The organism is Streptomyces sp. SAS_272, assembly GCF_052543235.1.
On record NZ_JBMNDR010000120.1, the window covers coordinates 1 to 19,704 of the forward strand.

Consider the following 19,704-nt stretch of genomic DNA (forward strand, 5'->3'; position numbering starts at 1 on the left):
GTGCGGGAGATCGCGAAGGCGGCGAAGGAGCACGGCACGCCGATCCGCATCGGGGTCAACGCCGGTTCGCTGGACCGCCGGCTGCTGCAGAAGTACGGCCGGGCGACCCCCGAGGCGCTGGTGGAGTCGGCGCTGTGGGAGGCGTCCCTCTTCGAGGAGCACGACTTCCGGGACGTCAAGATCTCGGTGAAGCACAACGACCCGGTCGTGATGATCGAGGCGTACCGGCAGCTGGCCGGGCAGTGCGACTATCCCCTGCATCTCGGGGTGACCGAGGCCGGGCCGGCGTTCCAGGGCACGATCAAGTCGGCGGTGGCCTTCGGCGCGCTGCTGGCCGAGGGCATCGGCGACACCATCCGGGTCTCCCTGTCGGCGCCGCCGGTGGAGGAGGTCAAGGTCGGCAACCAGATCCTGGAGTCCCTGGGCCTCAGGCAGCGCGGTCTGGAGATCGTCTCCTGCCCGTCCTGCGGCCGCGCCCAGGTCGACGTCTACAAGCTCGCCGAGGAGGTCACGGCGGGGCTGGAGGGCATGGAGGTCCCGCTGCGGGTGGCGGTGATGGGCTGCGTCGTCAACGGCCCCGGCGAGGCCCGCGAGGCCGACCTCGGCGTCGCCTCCGGCAACGGCAAGGGCCAGATCTTCGTGAAGGGCGAGGTCGTCAAGACCGTCCCCGAGTCGAAGATCGTGGAGACCCTCATCGAGGAGGCCATGAAGCTGGCCGAGCAGATGGAGGCAGCGGGCATCGCCTCCGGCGAACCTTCGGTGTCGGTAGCAGGCTGACCAGCGCCCGGTCCGGCGGCCTGTGGGCCGGGCCGGGCAGATCCGGCCCGTCCGGCGTCCGAGGACGAGGCCCGTTCAGGGCCGACGCGGGAGTCCCGGGGGCGGCGGCCCCCGGAGGACGGCGCGACAAGCCCACCGTCACGGCGGACGAACGCCCGCTGAACGCAGGGCGGCACGGCAAAGCTTCCGAAGGTACAGTGCGGGGACCAGCCAGACCTGAGTGTGAGGCCCCCGCGCGTGTTGACCCAGACGACCTCCCGGGTCCTCGAACCGAGCGACCTGGACGCCGCGCTCGCCGTCCTCGACCGCGAGCCGGTGACCAACGCCTTCGTGACGTCCCGCGTCCAGGTCGCGGGCCTCGACCCGTGGCGGCTCGGCGGCGAGATGTGGGGCTGGTACGAGGACGGCATGCTGACGTCCCTGTGCTACGCGGGCGCCAACCTCGTCCCGATCTGCGCCACCCCCCGCGCCGTGCGCGCCTTCGCCGACCGGGCCCGACGCGCGGGGCGCCGCTGCTCCTCGATCGTCGGCCCCACCGAGGCGACGACCCGCCTCTGGCGCCTCCTCGAACCCCACTGGGGCCCGGCCCGCGAGGTCCGCACCAGGCAGCCCCTCATGGTCACCGACCGGATGCCCGCCGACATCGCCCCGGACCCCTACGTCCGCCGCGTCCGCAAGGACGAGATGGACACGATCATGCCGGCGTGCGTGGCGATGTTCACCGAAGAGGTCGGCGTCTCCCCGATGGCCGGCGACGGCGGTCTCCTCTACCAGGCCCGTGTCGCCGAACTCGTCGGCTCCGGCCGCTCGTTCGCCCGTCTCGACGACCGGGGCAAGGTCGTCTTCAAGGCCGAGATCGGCGCGGCGACCGCCCGCGCCTGCCAGATCCAGGGCGTGTGGGTGGCTCCCGAGTACCGCGGCCGGGGACTGGCCGCCCCCGGCATGGCCGCGATCCTGCGCTACGCCCTGGCGGACGTCGCCCCGGTGGCGAGCCTGTACGTCAACGACTTCAACACGGCGGCGCGGCGCACGTACACGAAGGTGGGCTTCCAGGAGGTCGGCGCCTTCACGAGCGTGCTTTTCTGACGCCCCTGTAGGCTCCCCGCCATGGACCTCGCCATCGGCCCCCTGGACCTTTCCGCCCACGTGGACGAGGCCCTGGCCGTCCAGGCGGTCGCCTTCGGGCTGGGCCCGGACGAAGTGGCCGTCAGGCGGCAGATCGTCCTGCGCCACATGACCAGCCCGGGCGCACGGGCCTTCGGCGCGACGACCCCCGAGGGCCGGCTGATCGGGTTCGTCTACGGCATGCCGAACGACCGCACCCACTGGTGGTCCACTGTCGTCCAGCCCTACCTGCGGGCCCAGCACAACGAGTACTGGCTGGACGACTCCTTCGTGATCACGGAGCTGCACGTCCACCCCGCCTTCCAGAACCGCGGAGCGGGCCGGGCCCTGATCACCACGATCACCGACACCGCGACCGAGCCCCGCTCGATCCTCTCCGCGATCGACACGGAGAGCCCCGCCCGCGCCCTCTACCGCTCCCTCGGGTACCAGGACCTGGCCCGTCGCGTCCTGTTCCCGAGCGCCCCCCGCCCGTACGCGGTGATGGGCGCCCCACTGCCTCTCCTGCGCCGGTAAACGGATTTCCGGGCACGCCGCGCTCCCGGCTAACCTCCTAGCCACCACCTTCCCCCGCTCCCGGTCTCGCCCGGGGACGGCGGACCCCCTTCGGCAGGAGTACGAGAACCATGGCCAACGCACCGGTCCAGCGCATGTCCCAGTTGATGGCGAAGACGCTGCGCGACGACCCGGCGGACGCCGAAGTCCTCAGCCACAAGCTCCTCGTGCGGGCGGGCTACGTCCGCCGCACCGCCGCCGGCATCTGGTCCTGGCTGCCGCTCGGCAAGAAGGTCCTCGCGAACGTGGAGCGCATCGTCCGCGAGGAGATGGACGCCATCGGAGCCCAGGAGGTCAGCCTTCCCGCGCTGCTGCCCCGCGAGCCCTACGAGGCGACCGGCCGCTGGGACGAGTACGGTCCCGAGCTGTTCCGCCTCCAGGACCGCAAGGGCGGCGACTACCTCCTCGGCCCGACGCACGAGGAGATCTTCACGCTGATCGTGAAGGACCAGGCGTCCTCCTACAAGGACCTGCCGGTCATCCTCTACCAGATCCAGACGAAGTTCCGTGACGAGGCCCGTCCCCGGGCCGGCATCCTGCGCGGCCGCGAGTTCCTCATGAAGGACTCGTACTCCTTCGACACCGAGGACGAGGGCCTTGCCCGCTCGTACGCCCTGCACCGCCAGGCCTACCAGAAGGTGTTCGAGCGCCTCGGCCTCGACTACCGCATCTGCGCCGCCACCGCCGGCGCCATGGGCGGCTCGAAGTCGGAGGAGTTCCTGGCCCCGGCCGGCGCCGGCGAGGACACCTTCGCCGACTGCCCGAACTGCGACTTCGCGGCCAACACCGAGGCGATCGCCTACGAGCTGAAGCCGGTGGACGCCGACGGCGTGCCCGCGCTCGAGGAGATCCCCACCCCGGACACCCCCACCATCGAGACCCTCGCCGCCCACCTCGGCGTCCCCGCCTCCGCGACCCTGAAGAACCTCCTGGTGAAGGTGGACGGCGAGATCGTCGCCGTCGGCGTGCCCGGCGACCGTGAGGTCGACCTCGGCAAGGTCGAGGCGCACTTCGCGCCGGCCGCCGTCGAACTCGTGACCGCCGAGGACTTCGTGGGCCGCCCCGACCTGGTCCGCGGCTATGTCGGTCCGCAGGGCCTGGGCGAGAAGGTCACGTACATCGCCGACCCGCGGGTGGCCCCCGGCACCTCCTGGATCACCGGCGCCAACAAGGAGGGCACGCACGCGAAGAACGTCGTCGCGGGCCGTGACTTCGAGGTCGGCAGTCACGTCGACGTCGTCGTCGTCCAGGAGGGCGACCCCTGCCCGAAGTGCGGCACCGGCCTCCACCTGGACCGTGCCATCGAGATCGGCCACATCTTCCAGCTGGGCCGCAAGTACGCCGACGCCCTCAAGCTCGACGTCCTCGGCCAGAACGGCAAGCCGGTCCGGGTGACCATGGGCTCGTACGGCATCGGCGTCTCCCGCGCGGTCGCCGCCCTCGCCGAGCAGACCGCCGACGACAAGGGACTGTGCTGGCCCGCCGAGGTCGCCCCGGCCGACGTGCACGTCGTCGCCGCCGGCAAGGCCCTGCAGACCGAGCTGGCGCTCGAGGTGTCGGAGAAGCTGCGCGCGGCCGGACTGCGCGTCCTCGTCGACGACCGGGCCGGCGTCTCCCCGGGCGTGAAGTTCACCGACTCCGAGCTGATGGGCGTGCCGCAGATCCTGGTGGCGGGCCGCCGCTCCGCCGAGGGCGTCCTGGAGCTCAAGGACCGCAGGACCGGCGAGCGCGAGGAGCTCACGGTGGACGAGGCGATCGCCCGCCTCACCGCGTGATCCCCTCGCCCGATCCGAGGGTTTGTGTGCTGTGAAGGGTCGTCGCAGAGAGTTCGGGTGAGGCGTACGGCTGCCGCACAGGATTCTCCCGGGCCGTTCCCCGACCGTACGGCGTGACAGAACGTCACCGCGGAGGGGAACGGCCATGACGACCGGGGAACGGGAACGAGGCCGCGGCGGTGGTCCGCACAGACGCACGGCGGACGGCGGGGGGCGGCGCTCGCCGCCGCCGTCACCGCTCGCGTGCGTCGGCCGCCGGTCCCAGGGCGAGCACGCAGCAGAATTGCCGACTCGGAACGCTAGAGCCAGCCGGCGAACTCCAGCAGCAGTTCCGCGTCCTTGCGGCGGCCCACCCGCAGCGCGCGCACGCCCGACTCCACCGCCCGGAACAGGGTCCAGCCCCGCACCCGCTCCTGGTCCAGTTCCAGCGACTCCGCGAGCCGCTTCACCCGCCGGCGGCTCGTCGTCGCCCCGGACGGCGAGGCGATCAGGTCCTCCACCCGGTCCCGCACCAGCCGAGCGAGATCGAACGCGCGCTCGCCCGCCACCGGGTCGGGCCCCACCGCGAGCCACGGCATCCGCTCACCCGCCAGCACCTTGCTCTGCCGGAACGTGCCGTGCAGCAGCAGATGCTCGGGCGGCGCGGCCAGCAGCCCCTCGCGCGCGGCGAGCGCCGCGTCCACCAGGGCGGCCACGTCCGGCTCGGCCGAGGCGCTCGCCCGCATGGCCTCCGCCTGCCGTCCGGTGCGTTCGGCGACGCTCTCGAAGGGATGGCCGGCCGGGGGCTCCACCCACAGCCGCCGCAGCGTCCCGGCCGCCTCCAGCAGCGCCTTCGTCTCCGGCAGGGACCGCACGGACACATCGGGGTGCAGCCGCTCGAGAAGCAGCGCCCCGGGCGTCGTCGGCCCGTCCAGCAGCTGGACGGCGCCCAGACCGTCCCAGTGCGTCAGCGCGGCACGCTCCGCCTCCGGCCGGAATCGTGGCGGGGCCAGTTTCAGCACGGCCGGCGACCCGTCCGCCCGCCGCACGAGCACGACGAGGCTGGACCGGCCGCCCGGCGCCTGCACCCGGTCGACGGTCAACTCGCGTAGAGCGACGGCCTGCCGGGCCGTCTCCGGCAGCGTCTCCAACCAGCCGTCACCGTCCGGTGCCGTCTCACCGAGCGCTCGGACCAGACGCTGCGGCGGTTCGAAAGCCATGCGCGAGTCGTTCCCTTCCGTCTCCCGGTCAAGCCGTGGCGTCCCCGCAGCCGCAGCCGCAGCCGCAGCCGCCGAACACGAACCCGTCGTCTGCGGAGCCGTGGTCCGGGCCCTCGTCCACGGCGTCTACCGTGCGGGCGCTCCCGCCGCCGCGTCCGGAGCCGCTGCGGACGCCGAGCCCGTGGCCGGATCCGCACCGTTGCGCTCGGCGAGCCCAGGGAAGGCTACGCTCCCGCCCCGCCAGCGCGCCGCTCGGACCGCCGCCTCCCGCAGCGCGCCCGCGGCGTCCCGCCGCCGTGCTCCCGCGGCTGCCCGCACCAGGTCGGAGTACACCCCGGCCACACGATCCTCCAGGTCGGCGGCGAGCCGGACCGCGGTCGCGGAGTCCGCCACCGCGAACGGCAGCGCGTACCCGGCGCTCGCGGCGACCGGCTCGGCGCCCAGGCCGCGCACCTCGCGCGCCAGCGCGTCCCGCCGCGCCCGGTGCGCGTCGTAGGCCGCCCGCGCCTCGGTGCTCCGGTCCTCGCCGACGCGGCCGCCGACCACCCCGTACCCGTACACGGCGGCATGCTCGGCGGCCAGCACCGCCTGCAGCGCCGTCAGCTCCGCGCCCGTCTCCCCGCTCATCGCGTCACCTCCGTCAGCAGATAGGCGTGCGCCGCGCCGGCCGCCGCCACCGAGGCGAGCAGCCGGGCCAGCTCGCCCGGAACGTCCAGCAGCTCCGTGGCCCTGCGGTCGGCGAGCGCCCGCTCGGCGGCCGCGAGCCCGACGAGCGCGTCACGCTCGGTCGCCGGCGCGGCGGCGGACGGCGGGGCCGCGGACGCCGGGGCCGAGACGTCGGCCGGCGCGGTCGCGGGCGCCGCGGGGGCGGAGGCCGAAGGACCGCCGGTGCCGGTGCCGGCGCCGGCACTGGAGCCGTCGCCCGTGGCCGTGGGGGAGGGGGACGCCGCGCCGACGCCCCCGAACGCCGCCACATGCCGGACGACCTCCGCCCGCAGCGGAGCCAGCCGCGCCGCCAGCGCCGGATGGACGGCGAGCGCGGCGTCGTACCGCGCGACCAGACCGTTGCTCTCCTGAGCCGCACGCGCGCGTGCCCGCTCGGTGGCCGACGGGGTGCCGCTCGCGCTCTTCGCGGTCTCCTCGGGCCCGGCGGAGCAGCCCGCCAGCAGAGCGGCCCCGGCGGCCGAGGCGAGCAGGGTTCTTCTGCGCGGCCCGGAGGGGGTGCGCGAGGGGTGGGGGAACGGCACGTCAGACGTCCTCGGCGAACTCGTACGGAACCAGGACCGGTACCGGGACCTGTCCTGGTGGGCGGCGAACCCGTGATCACCGTACCCGCGCGCCCGCCGCGCACCACTCAGCGGCACCGCGCGCGGGAGCCCCGCCACCCTCCGTGCACAGGTGGACGGCAACACTCCCTGCGACCGGATACCCTTTGACCAGACACGAGCCCCCACCCACAACAGCACACGCGGCCGAGGAGTCACCCGGATGAGCACCACCCAGAGCGAGAGGCTGCGAGAGCTCCTGGAACCGCTCGTCGCCTCCCAGGGTCTGGATCTCGAAGAGATCACCGTGGACTCGGTAGGCCGCAGAAGAGTGCTGAGCGTCGTCGTCGACTCCGACACCGGAGCGGACCTGGACCTGATCGCCGATGTGAGCCGCGTGCTCTCGGCGAAGCTCGACGAGAGCGACGCGATGGGCGAGGGCGAGTACACCCTCGAGGTCGGCACCCCGGGCGCGGAGCGCGCCCTCACCGAACACCGGCACTACGTGCGCGCCACCGGGCGGCTGGTCCGGTTCCAGCTCGTCGAGGGCGGCGACCTGGTCGCCCGGATCCTGACGGTCGACGACGAGGGGCTCGACGTCGAGGTGCCCGGCGTGAAGGGCCGTAAGGCCACCGCCCGCCGACTCGCCTTCGGCGACGTCGACAAGGCGCGCGTACAGGTCGAGTTCAACCGCAAGGACGGCTCGGCCGACCAGAGCGACAGCAACGAGAAGGAAGAGGAGGCGTAGCCGTGGACATCGACATGAGCGCCCTGCGGGGCTTGGTGCGGGAGAAGGAGATCTCCTTCGACCTGCTGGTCGAGGCGATCGAGTCGGCCCTCCTCATCGCCTACCACCGCACCGAGGGAAGCCGCCGTCACGCGCGCGTGGAGCTCGACCGGCAATCGGGGCACGTGACCGTGTGGGCGAAGGAGGACCCCGAGGACCTCGAGGAGGGGCAGGAGCCCCGCACGTTCGACGACACCCCGTCCGACTTCGGCCGTATCGCCGCCACCACGGCCAAGCAGGTCATCCTGCAGCGCCTGCGCGACGCCGAGGACGACGCGACGCTCGGCGAGTACGCCGGCCGTGAGGGCGACATCGTCACCGGTGTGGTCCAGCAGGGCCGCGACCCGAAGAACGTGCTCGTGGACATCGGCAAGCTGGAGGCCATCCTGCCGGTGCAGGAGCAGGTGCCCGGCGAGACGTACCCGCACGGCCTGCGGCTGCGGTCCTACGTCGTCCGGGTGGCGAAGGGCGTGCGCGGCCCTTCCGTGACCCTCTCCAGGACACACCCCAACCTGGTGAAGAAGCTCTTCGCGCTGGAGGTGCCGGAGATCGCCGACGGGTCCGTCGAGATCGCCGCCATCGCCCGCGAGGCCGGGCACCGCACGAAGATCGCCGTCAGGTCCACCCGTTCGGGCCTGAACGCCAAGGGCGCCTGCATCGGCCCCATGGGCGGCCGGGTGCGCAACGTCATGGGCGAGCTCAACGGCGAGAAGATCGACATCGTGGACTGGTCGGACGACCCGGCCGAGATGGTGGCGAACGCCCTGTCCCCGGCCCGTGTCTCCAAGGTGGAGGTCGTGGACCTCGGGGCCCGTTCCGCGCGCGTGACCGTGCCGGACTACCAGCTGTCCCTGGCGATCGGCAAGGAAGGGCAGAACGCCCGTCTCGCCGCCCGTCTGACCGGCTGGCGGATCGACATCCGTCCGGACACCGAACAGGCTGAGGAATAGATCTCGGCCTGAGTGGGCTGAGATCACGTCAGAGTTCTGTGCGGCAAGCGTTCGATCACAGCCCCGAAGGGGTGAGGTCGGCGCGGGGAGGTAGACTTAGCTGTGTCTGGCCGGACGCACGCCGGAGCATGCCCTGAACGCACCTGTGTGGGGTGCCGGGAGCGAGCGGCCAAGACGGAGCTGCTGCGCATCGTGGCGATCAAGGACGCATGCGTCCCCGATCCACGCGGTACGCTGCCCGGCCGGGGTGCGTATCTGCATCCCGCCCCGTTCTGTCTCGATCAGGCGGTACGCCGGCGGGCGTTCACGAGGGCGTTGCGAGCCCCGGGAGCGCTCGACACAAAGGTGTTGCGCCAGTACGTCGAGCAGACGACCGTTGCCGAGCAGGCAACACCGTAAGAAGGCGTCGCACGGAACCCCCGTGCGGCTCTGGTACCCCGCGAGTTGGAAGTAGGTCGAGATTGCGATGAGCACTCGATGAGCACGCGATGAGTACGCCCATGAAGTAGCGACGGTCCGGACACACCCGGACCTAAAAGGAGCGAAGTGGCTAAGGTCCGGGTATACGAACTCGCCAAGGAGTTCGGGGTGGAGAGCAAGGTCGTCATGGCCAAGCTCCAAGAACTCGGTGAATTCGTCCGTTCGGCGTCCTCGACGATCGAGGCGCCCGTTGTCCGCAAACTGACAGACGCCTTCCAGGGCGGCGGCAAGCCCGCCCCCCGCAAGGCTGCCCCCAGGCCCGGCGCGCCCTCTCCGGCGCAGTCGGCCCGTCCGGGCCCGGCTGCTCCGCGGCCGGCCGCCCCCAAGCCTCCGACGGCTCAGCAGCCCGCGGCTCCCGCCGCCCCTGCTGCCTCGTCGGCGCCGTCGGCCCCCGCGCCGACGACTCCCGGCCCGCGTCCGGGTCCCAAGCCCGCCCCGCGTCCGGCCCCCGCCGCCCCGGAGTTCACCGCTCCGCCGTCGGCTCCCGCCGCTCCCGCGGCGGCTCAGGCCCAGCCCGCGGCTCCGGCCCAGTCCGCCCCGCGTCCGGCCTCTCAGGCGCCGCGCCCCGGCGCGCCCCGTCCCGCCGGCCGCCCCGGCGCCGGTCAGGGCCAGGAGCGCGGCGACCGTGGTGACCGAGGCGACCGTGGTGACCGCGGTCAGCGTCCGGCCGCCGCGCAGGGTCCGCGTCCCGGTGGCGCGCCCCGTCCGGGCGGCGCCCGTCCGGCCGGTCCGCGTCCGGGCAACAACCCCTTCACGTCCGGCGGCAACGCCGGCATGGCGCGTCCGCAGGCGCCCCGTCCGCAGGGCGCTCCGCGTCCCGGCGGCCCGGGTGCTCCCGGCGCCGGTCCCCGTCCCCAGGCCCCCGGCGGCCAGGGCGGCGGTCCCCGTCCGCAGTCCCCGGGCGGCTCCCGTCCGAGCCCGGGCGGCATGCCTCGCCCGCAGGGCGCAGGCCCCGGCGGTCCGCGTCCCGGCGGCGGTCCGCGTCCGAACCCCGGCATGATGCCGCAGCGTCCCGCTGCCGGCCCGCGTCCCGGCGGCGGCCCCGGCGGCCGCGGTCCGGGTGGCGGCGGCGGTGCGGGTCGTCCCGGCGGCGGCGGTCGTCCCGGCGGCGGCGGCTTCGCGGGTCGTCCGGCCGGTCCCGGCGGCGGCGCCCGTCCCGGTGGCGGCGGCGGCTTCGCCGGTCGTCCCGGCGGCGGCGGTCCCGGTGGCGGCGGCGGCTTCGGCGGCGGTCGTCCCGGCTTCGGCGGACGTCCCGGCGGCCCCGGTGGCCGTGGTGGCACGCAGGGCGCCTTCGGTCGTCCCGGCGGTCCCGCGCGTCGCGGTCGCAAGTCGAAGCGGCAGAGGCGTCAGGAGTACGAGGCCATGCAGGCCCCGTCGGTCGGCGGCGTGATGCTGCCTCGCGGCAACGGCGAGACCATTCGCCTGTCGCGCGGTGCGTCCCTCACCGACTTCGCCGAGAAGATCAACGCCAACCCGGCGTCGCTCGTCGCGGTGATGATGAACCTCGGCGAGATGGTCACGGCCACGCAGTCCGTCTCCGACGCGACCCTCGAGGTCCTCGCCGGCGAGATGAACTACACGATCCAGATCGTCAGCCCCGAGGAGGAGGACCGCGAGCTGCTCGAGTCCTTCGACATCGAGTTCGGCGAGGACGAGGGCGACGAGGAGGACCTGGTGGTCCGCCCGCCGGTCGTCACCGTCATGGGTCACGTCGACCACGGAAAGACCCGACTGCTCGACGCCATCCGCAAGACGAACGTCATCGCGGGCGAGGCCGGCGGCATCACCCAGCACATCGGCGCCTACCAGGTCTCGACCCAGGTCAACGAAGAGGATCGCGCGATCACCTTCATCGACACCCCGGGTCACGAGGCGTTCACCGCCATGCGTGCCCGTGGTGCCCGGTCGACGGACATCGCGATCCTGGTCGTCGCGGCCAACGACGGCGTCATGCCGCAGACGGTCGAGGCGCTCAACCACGCCAAGGCGGCCGAGGTCCCGATCGTCGTCGCGGTCAACAAGATCGACGTCGAGGGCGCCGACCCGACCAAGGTGCGCGGCCAGCTCACCGAGTTCGGTCTGGTGGCCGAGGAGTACGGCGGCGACACGATGTTCGTCGACATCTCCGCCAAGCAGGGTCTGAACATCGACTCGCTGCTCGAGGCCGTGATCCTCACGGCCGACGCCTCGCTCGACCTGCGGGCGAACCCGAGCCAGGACGCGCAGGGCATCTCGATCGAGTCCCGTCTCGACCGCGGCCGCGGCGCCGTGGCGACGGTCCTCGTGCAGCGAGGCACCCTGCGGGTCGGCGACACGATGGTCGTGGGCGACGCCTACGGCCGTGTGCGCGCCATGCTCGACGACAACGGCAACAACGTCGCCGAGGCCGGCCCGTCGACGCCGGTCCAGGTCCTGGGCCTGACCAACGTCCCGGGTGCGGGCGACAACTTCCTCGTCGTCGACGAGGACCGCACCGCCCGCCAGATCGCCGAGAAGCGTGCCGCCCGCGAGCGGAACGCCGCCTTCGCCAAGCGCACGCGCAGGTTCTCCCTGGAGAACCTGGACGCCGCCCTGAAGGCCGGCGAGGTCCAGCAGCTGAACCTGATCATCAAGGGTGACGCTTCCGGTTCGGTGGAGGCTCTCGAGTCCTCGCTGCTCCAGCTGGACGTCGGCGAAGAGGTCGACATCCGCGTCCTGCACCGCGGCGTCGGTGCGGTCACGGAGTCGGACATCGACCTGGCCATGGGCTCGGACGCCATCGTCATCGGCTTCAACGTCCGCGCGGCGGGCCGCGCGGCGCAGATGGCCGAGCGCGAAGGCGTCGACGTCCGGTACTACTCGGTCATCTACCAGGCGATCGAGGAGATCGAGGCGGCCCTGAAGGGCATGCTGAAGCCGGAGTACGAGGAGGTCGAGCTCGGCACGGCGGAGATCCGCGAGATCTTCAAGTCGTCCAAGCTGGGCAACATCGCCGGTGTCCTGGTCCGCTCGGGCGAGGTCAAGCGCAACACCAAGGCGCGCCTCATCCGCGACGGCAAGGTCATCGCGGAGAACCTCAACATCGAGGGCCTGCGCCGCTTCAAGGACGACGTCACCGAGATCCGCGAAGGCTACGAGGGCGGTATCAACCTCGGAAACTTCAACGACATCAAGATCGACGACGTCATCGCGACGTACGAGATGCGGGAGAAGCCGCGGGTGTGACCACCTGTGGTGCGCACCGGCCGGCGGGGGATCCTTCCCCGCCGGCCGGTGCGGCGTCCGGCGCACGTGTGAGCGGGCGAAACCCCGTCGAGTCACGGCGGTGAACGCTGTACCGTTCTTGATGTCCCTGCCCCCTGGCGGCAGGGCCGTCGATCCCGTACCGGCGGGTGAACCGGTTACACATGTACGTGGGGACACTGTCCTTCGACCTCCTCCTCGGCGACGTGCACTCGCTGAAGGAGAAGCGCTCCGTCATCCGTCCGATCGTCGCCGAGCTCCAGCGCAAGTACGCGGTGAGCGCGGCCGAGGTGGACAATCAGAACCTCCACCGCAGGGCCGAGATCGGCCTCGCCGTGGTCTCCGGTGACGCGGAGCACCTGACCGACGTCCTGGACCGGTGCGAACGGCTGGTGGCCGCCCGCCCCGAAGTGGAGCTGCTGTCGGTCAGACGCCGCTTCCACGGCGAGGACGACTGACACCGACCGACCACGTGAAGAACGCAACAAGGAAAGAACGGGAGACGGACCAGTGGCCGACAACGCGCGCGCCAAGAGGCTGGCGGACCTCATCCGAGAGGTGGTGGCCCAGAAGCTGCAGCGCGGGATCAAGGACCCGCGGCTCGGTTCCCACGTCACCATCACGGACACCCGGGTCACCGGCGACCTCAGGGAAGCGACCGTCTTCTACACCGTGTACGGCGACGACGAGGAGCGGGCCGCCGCCGCCGCGGGCCTGGAGAGCGCCAAGGGCGTCCTGCGCTCCGAGGTGGGCCGCGCGGCCGGCGTGAAGTTCACGCCGACCCTGGCCTTCGTCGCCGACGCCCTGCCGGACAACGCCCGCACCATCGACGACCTCCTCGACAGGGCGCGCGCCGCCGACGAGAAGGTCCGCGAGGTGTCCGCGGGCGCCGGGTACGCCGGCGAGGCGGACCCGTACCGGAAGCCCGGCGACGAGGACGAGACGGACGACTCCGCCTGATGAACGGCAAGCAGAAAACGCCCGACGGCCTTGTCATCGTCGACAAGCCGTCGGGCTTCACTTCGCACGACGTCGTGGCCAAGATGCGGGGGATCGCCCGGACCCGCCGCGTCGGCCACGCCGGCACGCTCGACCCGATGGCGACGGGAGTCCTCGTCCTCGGCGTCGAGAAGGCGACGAAGCTCCTCGGGCACCTCGCGCTGACCGAGAAGGAGTACCTGGGCACGATCCGGCTCGGCCAGACCACCCTGACGGACGACGCGGAGGGCGAGATCACGGGGTCCACGGACGCCTCGAAGGTCACCCGGGACGCGATCGACGCGGGCATCGCCAAGCTGAGCGGCGACATCATGCAGGTGCCGTCCAAGGTCAGCGCCATCAAGATCAACGGGGTGCGCTCCTACAAGCGCGCCCGGGACGGCGAGGACTTCGAGATCCCGGCCCGCCCGGTCACCGTCTCCGCCTTCTCGGTGTACGACGTCCGTGACGCCGTCGCCGAGGACGGCACCCCGGTGACGGACCTGGTGGTGTCGGTCGTCTGCTCCTCCGGCACCTATATCCGCGCCCTCGCCCGGGATCTGGGCGCGGACGTCGGCGTCGGCGGCCACCTCACCGCCCTGCGCCGCACCCGCGTCGGCCCCTACAAGCTGGACGCGGCGAAGACGATCGACCAGCTGCAGCAGGAGCTGAGCGTGCTGCCGATCGCCGACGCGGCGGCCGCCGCGTTCCCCCGCTGGAACGTGGACGCAAGGCGCGCCCGGCTGCTCATGAACGGCGTACGCCTGGAGATGCCCGACGAGTACGCGGGCGCGGGCGCGGTGGCCGTGTTCGACCCCGAGGGCCGCTTCCTGGCGCTGGTGGAGGAGCAGAACGGCAAGGCGAAGAGCCTTGCCGTGCTCGGCTGAGCCGGTTCCCCCCTCCGGTCTGCCCGTGGAGCGGCGAACACGGGGTGCTGCGCCGCCGCTCCACGGTCCCCCTCGATTCCCCCACCCCTAGGCTGTGTCCGGCGCCGGGTGTTCATTCACCCGTCCGGGCAGGCGCTCGGAGTGAACCGAGGGAGTGCAGGGGGGCGCTTTCGTCCTGCGATCCGTCCTGCTGATCATTCGCGCCTACCGTCGTCCTGAGGGCACGCGGGCGCGGTGGGAGGTACGGCGATGGCGGGACGGGGCCCGCGGACACCGCGGCACGACTACTCCCTGCGAGGCGCGTCGCGGGACGGCCGGACGGATTCCCGCGGCGACGGCGACGGCGACCTGGGCGTCCCGCTCGGCGCCGACGTCTCCCTGGTCCGCATCCGCGACCTGGCCGGCCGGCCGCGCGGGGCCGGCTTCGTCGCCGACCACCACGGCACGGTGCTCACCAGCCACGAGACCGTCGACGGCCTCTCCCGGCTCGTGGTGTACGCCGCGGGCGACCGCAGCTGCGTGGTGAGCGCCGACGCGGTGACCCCGCTGCCCGAACTCGACCTGGCGCTCGTGCGCACCGAAGGCCTCGGCGCGGAACCGTTGCCGGTGACCGTCCGGCAGGGCGTCGAGCCCGGCCGGTACGTCAGGCTGGCCGCCGGCTGCTGGCGCGAGGCACGGGTGCTGGCCGAGGCGTCCGTGACCTACACGGCCACGGACCGTCTCCACCTGCTCGACGGGGCCCTCGAGCTGGCGATCGGCACGGCGGGCCGGGACGCACTGCGGCTCGGCGGCGGCGCGGCCGGAGGGCCGGTCCTCGACGCCGCCACCGGCGCGGTCGTCGCCGTCCTCGGCACGGCACTGCGCTCCGGCCCCCGCGACACGGGCTTCGCCGTCGCCCTGCGTCCCTCACCTCCGTCGCCGCCCGACGGCGCCCCGGCGAGGAGCACAGTCGACACATCAGAGCATCGGACGCCGGACCATCCGGGCGAAGCGGGTCCGGCGGGCGCCGCCTGGCCGGCGGTCGCAGACGGAGTCGGTCCGGCGCGCGATGCGGGTCGGGGCGGCGGGGGCGGCGCTGCGGGCGGTGTGCCGACCGGCGCCGGGACGGCCGCGCCGCCGCGGGAGACCCGACACGGGTACGGGATCGGGTTCGGGTCGGGTTTCGCGTATCCGTGCCGGGACGCGGGCGGGGCTGCGGGCGCCGGGCCGGTCCCCACGTCGGTGACCGGGGCCCCGGTCCCCACGCCGGTGACCGGGGTCCCGGGCGGCGGTCCGGCGCCCGGGGAGGACCCTGCGCGGGCGATGCCGGCTCCGGCCGCCGGGCCCCTGGCCGAACTGCTCGCCCGCAACGCGGCGACCGTGCCCGCCTACGGCGCGGACCTCAATCTTGCGGGAGTCCTGGAACTGACGGCCACCTCCGTCGCTTCGGACGGCCCGCCCGGGGCGCTGTCCGGCTGCCTCGCAGGCACCGCCGGCGGTTCCCGTCCCGCCGCGACGGCCGCCGTCGAACGCGCCCACCCCACACGGGAGTTCGCTGCCTTCGCGGTGAGCCCGGCGGCCGTCCTGGCCCTCGTCGGCGCACCGGGCAGCGGCCGTACGACGGAGCTCGCGGCCCTCGCCGCGCGCCGCCATCAGGCGTCCGACCAGGCGCCCACTCTCTGGCTTCGCGGCGCCGACCTGCGGGCCGCGGACGATTCGCTCGCCGACGCGGTCCGCCGCACCCTGGCCAGGGCGGCGCGCATCGTGGCCGCGGCGCGGCCCACGCTGCGGACGCCCTTCCCCGGCTCGTCGCACCCGCCGGCGACCTCGCAGGCGCCAGGGACGGCGAGGCCCTCGGGCAGGGCGGGGACCCCGGGCGCGGCGGGCACGGTGGGCAGGGCGGGGACCGCAGGCGCGGCGGGCGCGTCCGGCGCGCCGGGAGGCGCCGGTCCGGCCGACGTCACCCCCGAGCAGCTGGCCCGTCTCGCCGGGGCCGCAGGCCGCCCCCTGCTGCTGCTCCTCGACGGGCCCGAGGAGATGTCCCCGGTTCTCGCCCACCGGCTCGCCGACTGGACCGAGGGGACCGCCGACTGGCTGCGGGAGACAGGCGCCCGACTGGTGGTCGCGTGCCGGGCGGAGTACTGGGAGCGCGCGGGCGCGCTCTTCCCGCCGAAGACGCTGTACGGGACCGCGGCGGCGTCCGGCCCCCTCCCGCCCTGCGTCCGCCTCGGCGACCTCACCCCCGGCGAGGCGCGCGAGGCGCGCGCCCGCTACGCCGTCCCGGAGACCGCGCTCGCCGCCCCCGACGACCGTCACCCCCTCACCCTCCGCCTCCTCTCCGAGGTCCGGGCCGCCCTGCCCGGCCCCGCGGACCGGCCCCCGGGCGACCGGACCCCCATGGACCGGCCCGCCATGAACCGGACCGCCGTCGACCGGGACGACGTCTTCACCGCCCATCTCGATTTGATGTGCCTGCGCATCGCCGTCCGCATCGCCGTCGACAACGGACTGCGGGGCGCAGCCGTGCGGCGTCTCGCGGCGAAGGTCTCCGGACAGGTCCACGAGGCCGCCCGCCGCAGCCTGGGACCGGGACAGGGACAGCTGGACCGGGCCTCGTTCGAAGCAGTGTTCCCCTGGGGACCGGCGTCCGCCCGGCTCGGCGGCGGCAGCGGCTGGGCGTCCGCCGTCCTCACCGAGGGCCTCCTCGTGCCGGCGGGCATCGGCTACCGCTTCGCCCACGAGGAACTCGCCGACTGGCTCCAGGGCTTCCACCTCGACCTGGACGAGGCGTTGCGTGCCCTGGTCCACCGCCCCGACGCGCCGGGCGGCGACCGCCCGCTGCCCGTGCCGCATCACCGCATCGGCCCCGTGATCGAGGCTCTGCTGCTCCTGGGCCGGCACCAGGGCCCTCACCGGCTCGCCGCCCGACTGCGGGAGCTGATCCACTCCCTGGAGGCCGACCCCGGCTCCTGGTGGGCCGCCCGGCTGCTCGCCCGAACCCTGCTGCGCGTGCCGGACGCGACGCCGTACACCGGCGTCCTGCGCCTGCTGGCGGACCGTGTCGGCGCCGGAGCCGCCGACACCGGCGCCGGCGCCGCCTTCGCGGACTTCGGCCCCGGATTCTGGACGGAACTGGCCCTGCCCTGCGACGCCCGACTGGACCTCCTGCGCCGTCTGGTCCTCGCCGACGGCGCCCCGCACGACGCGGACGCGCCCCGCTACCTGGACATCGTGGCCGGTCTCCTCGCGGCCGACCCGGCCACCGTGCAGCCGCACCTCGCCCACTGGTTCGACGACGAGCGGCCGCTGCCCGCGACCCCGCACGCCACGGTGGCGACGGCCGCTCAGGCCCTGCTGCACACCCATCGGCGCCGGGCCCTCGGCGACCTCGTCGAGGTGCTCGTCGACTGCCCCCACCACCGCGCAGCCGAACTGCTCGCCGTGCTGGCCGAGGAGGAGCCGTCCGCGCTGTGTCGGGCCGTCGACCGCTGGGCGCACGACGAGCGTCCGGCCCGGCGGGTCGCGGCGCTCGCCCACGCCCTGCGCGCCGCGCCGCACGCCGGCACGGAGGCGGACCGCCGACTGCTGCGCCACGCCGCCCTCGCCCTGCTCGCCCGTCCCGGCGACGGCGCACTGCACGGCGGCGCGCTCGCCCTTCTCGTCCGCGACCCGGAGACCCGGCCCGGGTACCTGCCGCGGGCCCTGGAGCGGTTCGCGGCGGACGACGACCCGAACCTCCCGCCGAGCGCGCTGCTGCCCGCCCTCTCCACCGACCCCGGCCCGGTGCTGGACGCGTTCCGGGCGCGGCTGCTCGGTGCCGACCGCGCGGACGCGGGCAGGATCCTCCGGACGCTCGCCGAGGTCACGGCCCCTTCCGCACCGGCCCGCCGGATCGCCGTCCTGGTCCAGGAGGCCGGCGAGCGCCGGCCGGAGTGCGCGGGGCATGTGGCCGCGTACGTCGACCGGCGTCTCGACCACGGGCCCGACGCTCGCGCCGTGCTCACCCCGCTGGTCACGGGACTGCTGGCCGACGGCAGCCCGGAACAGGTCCGAGCCGCGCTGGCCGGGGTGCTGGCCGCCCCCGGAGGGCAGGACTCCCGCCCGTTGCGGGACGAACTCCTCGACCACCTCCTCGTCCGCGAGCAGGCGCCCGCCGTCCTGGCCGCCGTCCTGTACGCGGCCGCGGGCCGCGACGGCGACGGCCTGCGCGACCTGGTCCACCGCACCGGCCGCCTCCTCGTCCGCACCCCGGAAGGCGCGACCTGCTTCGACCGCGGTCTGGTCGACCTGGGCCGGCATGTGCCGGGTTTCGCCGCGCAGGTGGTGGAGTGGCTCACGGAGGCGCCGGGGCAGTGGGCGGCCGTGGTCGGCCCGAGCGCCCGCCGCACTGTGGAGAACCTGGCTGGGGCCGGGGCCGGGGCGGACGCCGAGGCCGGGGCAGCAGGAGCAAGGGCAGGGAGTGGGGCGGCAGGCGGGGCGGTGAGCGGGGCGGGACCGCGGGTCACGGTGTGACGCTGCGGTGCGCCGGCCGGGTCGTGGGCCCGCTCATGTGGGCCGTCTCACGTGGGCCGGGTCACAGCCTCCATGCCGATGCGGGCCGGAAGCACCCGGCATGGCACCCTTAGTCCTGCGTAAGAGGCAAGAGCAGACACGGACAAGGGTTCGAGGAGCGGTCACAGTGCAGCGCTGGCGTGGCTTGGCAGACATCCCCGAGGACTGGGGACGGAGCGTCGTCACCATCGGCTCCTACGACGGTGTCCACCGGGGACACCAGCTGATCATCCGGCACGCCGTGGACCGGGCCCGTGAGCTGGGCGTTCCGGCCGTCGTCGTCACCTTCGACCCGCACCCCAGCGAGGTCGTCCGTCCCGGCAGCCACCCGCCACTGCTCGCCCCGCACCACCGCCGCGCCGAACTGATGGCGGACCTGGGGGTCGACGCGCTTCTCATCCTGCCGTTCACCACCGAGTTCTCGAAGCTCTCACCTGCCGATTTCGTCGTGAAGGTGCTGGTCGACAGGCTGCACGCCAAGGCTGTCGTCGAGGGACCGAACTTCCGCTTCGGCCACAAGGCGGCGGGCAACGTCGAGTTCCTCATCGAGCAGGGCAAGGTGTACGACTTCGAGGTGGAGGTCGTCGACCTGTACGTGCGCGGCGAGGCCGGCGGCGGCGAACCGTTCTCCTCGACCCTGACCCGGCGTCTGGTGGCCGAGGGCGACCTCGCGGGCGCGGCGGAGATCCTCGGCCGTCCGCACCGGGTGGAGGGCGTCGTGGTGCGCGGGGCTCAGCGCGGGCGCGAGCTCGGCTTCCCGACCGCCAACGTCGAGACCCTGCCTCACACGGCGATCCCGGCGGACGGTGTCTACGCGGGCTGGCTGCACGTGGACGGCGAGGCGATGCCCGCCGCGATCTCCGTCGGCACCAACCCGCAGTTCGACGGCACCGAACGCACGGTGGAGGCGTACGCCATCGACCGCGTCGGCCTCGACCTCTACGGTCTGCACGTCGCCGTCGACTTCCTGGCGTTCGTGCGCGGCCAGGCGAAGTTCGACTCCCTGGACGGGCTGTTGGAGCAGATGGCGGAGGACGTGAAGCGCTGCCGGGAACTGGTGGCGGAGCAGGAGCAGGAGCAGGAGCAGTAGCGGGGTGCGTTGGCGGTGACCGACGGGCTGGTTTCGGCTCGTTCGGTCCGGCGAACGGCCGAGGGGGGGGGGGGGGGGGGGGGG

The 19,704-nt window shown here is 73.8% G+C and carries 16 protein-coding genes; 13 read left to right on the top strand and 3 right to left on the bottom strand.

Annotated features, from left to right (window positions below; all coding sequences use genetic code 11):
• The 4 genes from ispG to ACN6LD_RS38595 all read left to right on the top strand — a co-directional run.
• Positions 1–777: flavodoxin-dependent (E)-4-hydroxy-3-methylbut-2-enyl-diphosphate synthase (ispG, locus tag ACN6LD_RS38580; RefSeq protein WP_445045588.1), on the top strand; the 777-nt coding region annotated here is incomplete at its 5' end.
• 237 nt (positions 778–1,014) lie between these two features.
• On the top strand, positions 1,015–1,863 hold the full coding sequence (locus tag ACN6LD_RS38585) for a GNAT family N-acetyltransferase (protein ID WP_319196903.1): 849 nt from the start codon (positions 1,015–1,017) through the stop codon (positions 1,861–1,863).
• Positions 1,864–1,884: 21 nt separating this feature from the next.
• Positions 1,885–2,418 (top strand): GNAT family N-acetyltransferase, encoded by a 534-nt coding sequence (locus ACN6LD_RS38590; protein WP_319196905.1) that lies wholly within the window; start codon positions 1,885–1,887, stop codon positions 2,416–2,418.
• Positions 2,419–2,528: 110 nt separating this feature from the next.
• The gene (locus tag ACN6LD_RS38595; protein WP_445045589.1) at positions 2,529–4,232 is read left to right on the top strand and encodes a proline--tRNA ligase; all 1,704 of its coding nucleotides are present in this window, start codon (positions 2,529–2,531) and stop codon (positions 4,230–4,232) included.
• Positions 4,233–4,531: 299 nt separating this feature from the next.
• On the opposite strand, the gene ACN6LD_RS38600 is transcribed toward ACN6LD_RS38595, so the two are convergent.
• From ACN6LD_RS38600 to ACN6LD_RS38610, 3 genes are all read right to left on the bottom strand, one after another.
• A complete protein-coding gene (locus ACN6LD_RS38600; RefSeq protein WP_319196909.1) occupies positions 4,532–5,431 on the bottom strand; it encodes an aminoglycoside phosphotransferase family protein in 900 nt (299 codons plus the stop codon).
• Positions 5,432–5,557: 126 nt separating this feature from the next.
• Positions 5,558–6,058: a ferritin-like domain-containing protein gene (locus tag ACN6LD_RS38605; protein WP_319196911.1), complete on the bottom strand. Its 501-nt coding sequence runs from the start codon at positions 6,056–6,058 to the stop codon at positions 5,558–5,560.
• Complete coding sequence (locus ACN6LD_RS38610; RefSeq protein ID WP_445045590.1) at positions 6,055–6,678, bottom strand: hypothetical protein; 624 nt, start codon at positions 6,676–6,678, stop codon at positions 6,055–6,057. The genes ACN6LD_RS38605 and ACN6LD_RS38610 overlap by 4 nt, the downstream gene beginning before the upstream one ends.
• A gap of 241 nt (positions 6,679–6,919) precedes the next feature.
• Between ACN6LD_RS38610 and rimP the strand changes: the two genes are divergently transcribed.
• The 9 genes from rimP to ACN6LD_RS38655 all read left to right on the top strand — a co-directional run bounded on the left by rimP (position 6,920) and on the right by ACN6LD_RS38655 (position 19,620).
• Positions 6,920–7,444, top strand: coding sequence for a ribosome maturation factor RimP (rimP, locus tag ACN6LD_RS38615; protein WP_319196914.1), 525 nt, complete (start codon positions 6,920–6,922; stop codon positions 7,442–7,444).
• A 2-nt stretch (positions 7,445–7,446) separates the two neighbouring features.
• Positions 7,447–8,433: a transcription termination factor NusA gene (gene nusA / locus ACN6LD_RS38620; RefSeq protein ID WP_057579509.1), complete on the top strand. Its 987-nt coding sequence runs from the start codon at positions 7,447–7,449 to the stop codon at positions 8,431–8,433.
• Positions 8,434–8,535: 102 nt separating this feature from the next.
• Positions 8,536–8,832: a YlxR family protein gene (locus ACN6LD_RS38625; protein WP_079041309.1), complete on the top strand. Its 297-nt coding sequence runs from the start codon at positions 8,536–8,538 to the stop codon at positions 8,830–8,832.
• Between the two features lie 147 nt (positions 8,833–8,979).
• Positions 8,980–12,117 (top strand): translation initiation factor IF-2, encoded by a 3,138-nt coding sequence (gene infB, locus ACN6LD_RS38630; protein ID WP_445045591.1) that lies wholly within the window; start codon positions 8,980–8,982, stop codon positions 12,115–12,117.
• Positions 12,118–12,299: 182 nt separating this feature from the next.
• Complete coding sequence (locus ACN6LD_RS38635) at positions 12,300–12,593, top strand: DUF503 domain-containing protein (RefSeq protein ID WP_057579505.1); 294 nt, start codon at positions 12,300–12,302, stop codon at positions 12,591–12,593.
• 52 nt (positions 12,594–12,645) lie between these two features.
• The gene (gene rbfA, locus ACN6LD_RS38640) at positions 12,646–13,095 is read left to right on the top strand and encodes a 30S ribosome-binding factor RbfA (RefSeq protein ID WP_306949014.1); all 450 of its coding nucleotides are present in this window, start codon (positions 12,646–12,648) and stop codon (positions 13,093–13,095) included.
• On the top strand, positions 13,095–14,000 hold the full coding sequence (gene truB / locus ACN6LD_RS38645) for a tRNA pseudouridine(55) synthase TruB (protein WP_445045592.1): 906 nt from the start codon (positions 13,095–13,097) through the stop codon (positions 13,998–14,000). The genes rbfA and truB overlap by 1 nt, the downstream gene beginning before the upstream one ends.
• A gap of 249 nt (positions 14,001–14,249) precedes the next feature.
• Entirely contained in the window at positions 14,250–18,491 is a 4,242-nt protein-coding gene (locus ACN6LD_RS38650) for a serine protease (RefSeq protein ID WP_445045593.1), read from the top strand.
• Positions 18,492–18,657: 166 nt separating this feature from the next.
• Positions 18,658–19,620: a bifunctional riboflavin kinase/FAD synthetase gene (locus ACN6LD_RS38655; RefSeq protein WP_445045594.1), complete on the top strand. Its 963-nt coding sequence runs from the start codon at positions 18,658–18,660 to the stop codon at positions 19,618–19,620.
• The last annotated feature ends 84 nt before the right edge of the window (positions 19,621–19,704 follow it).

Excerpts from the sequence above, each read along its gene's own strand:
- ACN6LD_RS38590 (WP_319196905.1), top strand. The coding sequence starts at position 1,885 with ATGGACCTCGCCATCGGCCCCCTGGACCTTTCCGCCCACGTGGACGAG.
- ACN6LD_RS38595 (WP_445045589.1), top strand. The coding sequence starts at position 2,529 with ATGGCCAACGCACCGGTCCAGCGCATGTCCCAGTTGATGGCGAAGACG.
- ACN6LD_RS38600 (WP_319196909.1), bottom strand. The coding sequence starts at position 5,431 with ATGGCTTTCGAACCGCCGCAGCGTCTGGTCCGAGCGCTCGGTGAGACG.
- ACN6LD_RS38605 (WP_319196911.1), bottom strand. The coding sequence starts at position 6,058 with ATGAGCGGGGAGACGGGCGCGGAGCTGACGGCGCTGCAGGCGGTGCTG.
- rimP (WP_319196914.1), top strand. The coding sequence starts at position 6,920 with ATGAGCACCACCCAGAGCGAGAGGCTGCGAGAGCTCCTGGAACCGCTC.
- ACN6LD_RS38635 (WP_057579505.1), top strand. The coding sequence starts at position 12,300 with ATGTACGTGGGGACACTGTCCTTCGACCTCCTCCTCGGCGACGTGCAC.
- truB (WP_445045592.1), top strand. The coding sequence starts at position 13,095 with ATGAACGGCAAGCAGAAAACGCCCGACGGCCTTGTCATCGTCGACAAG.
- ACN6LD_RS38650 (WP_445045593.1), top strand. The coding sequence starts at position 14,250 with ATGGCGGGACGGGGCCCGCGGACACCGCGGCACGACTACTCCCTGCGA.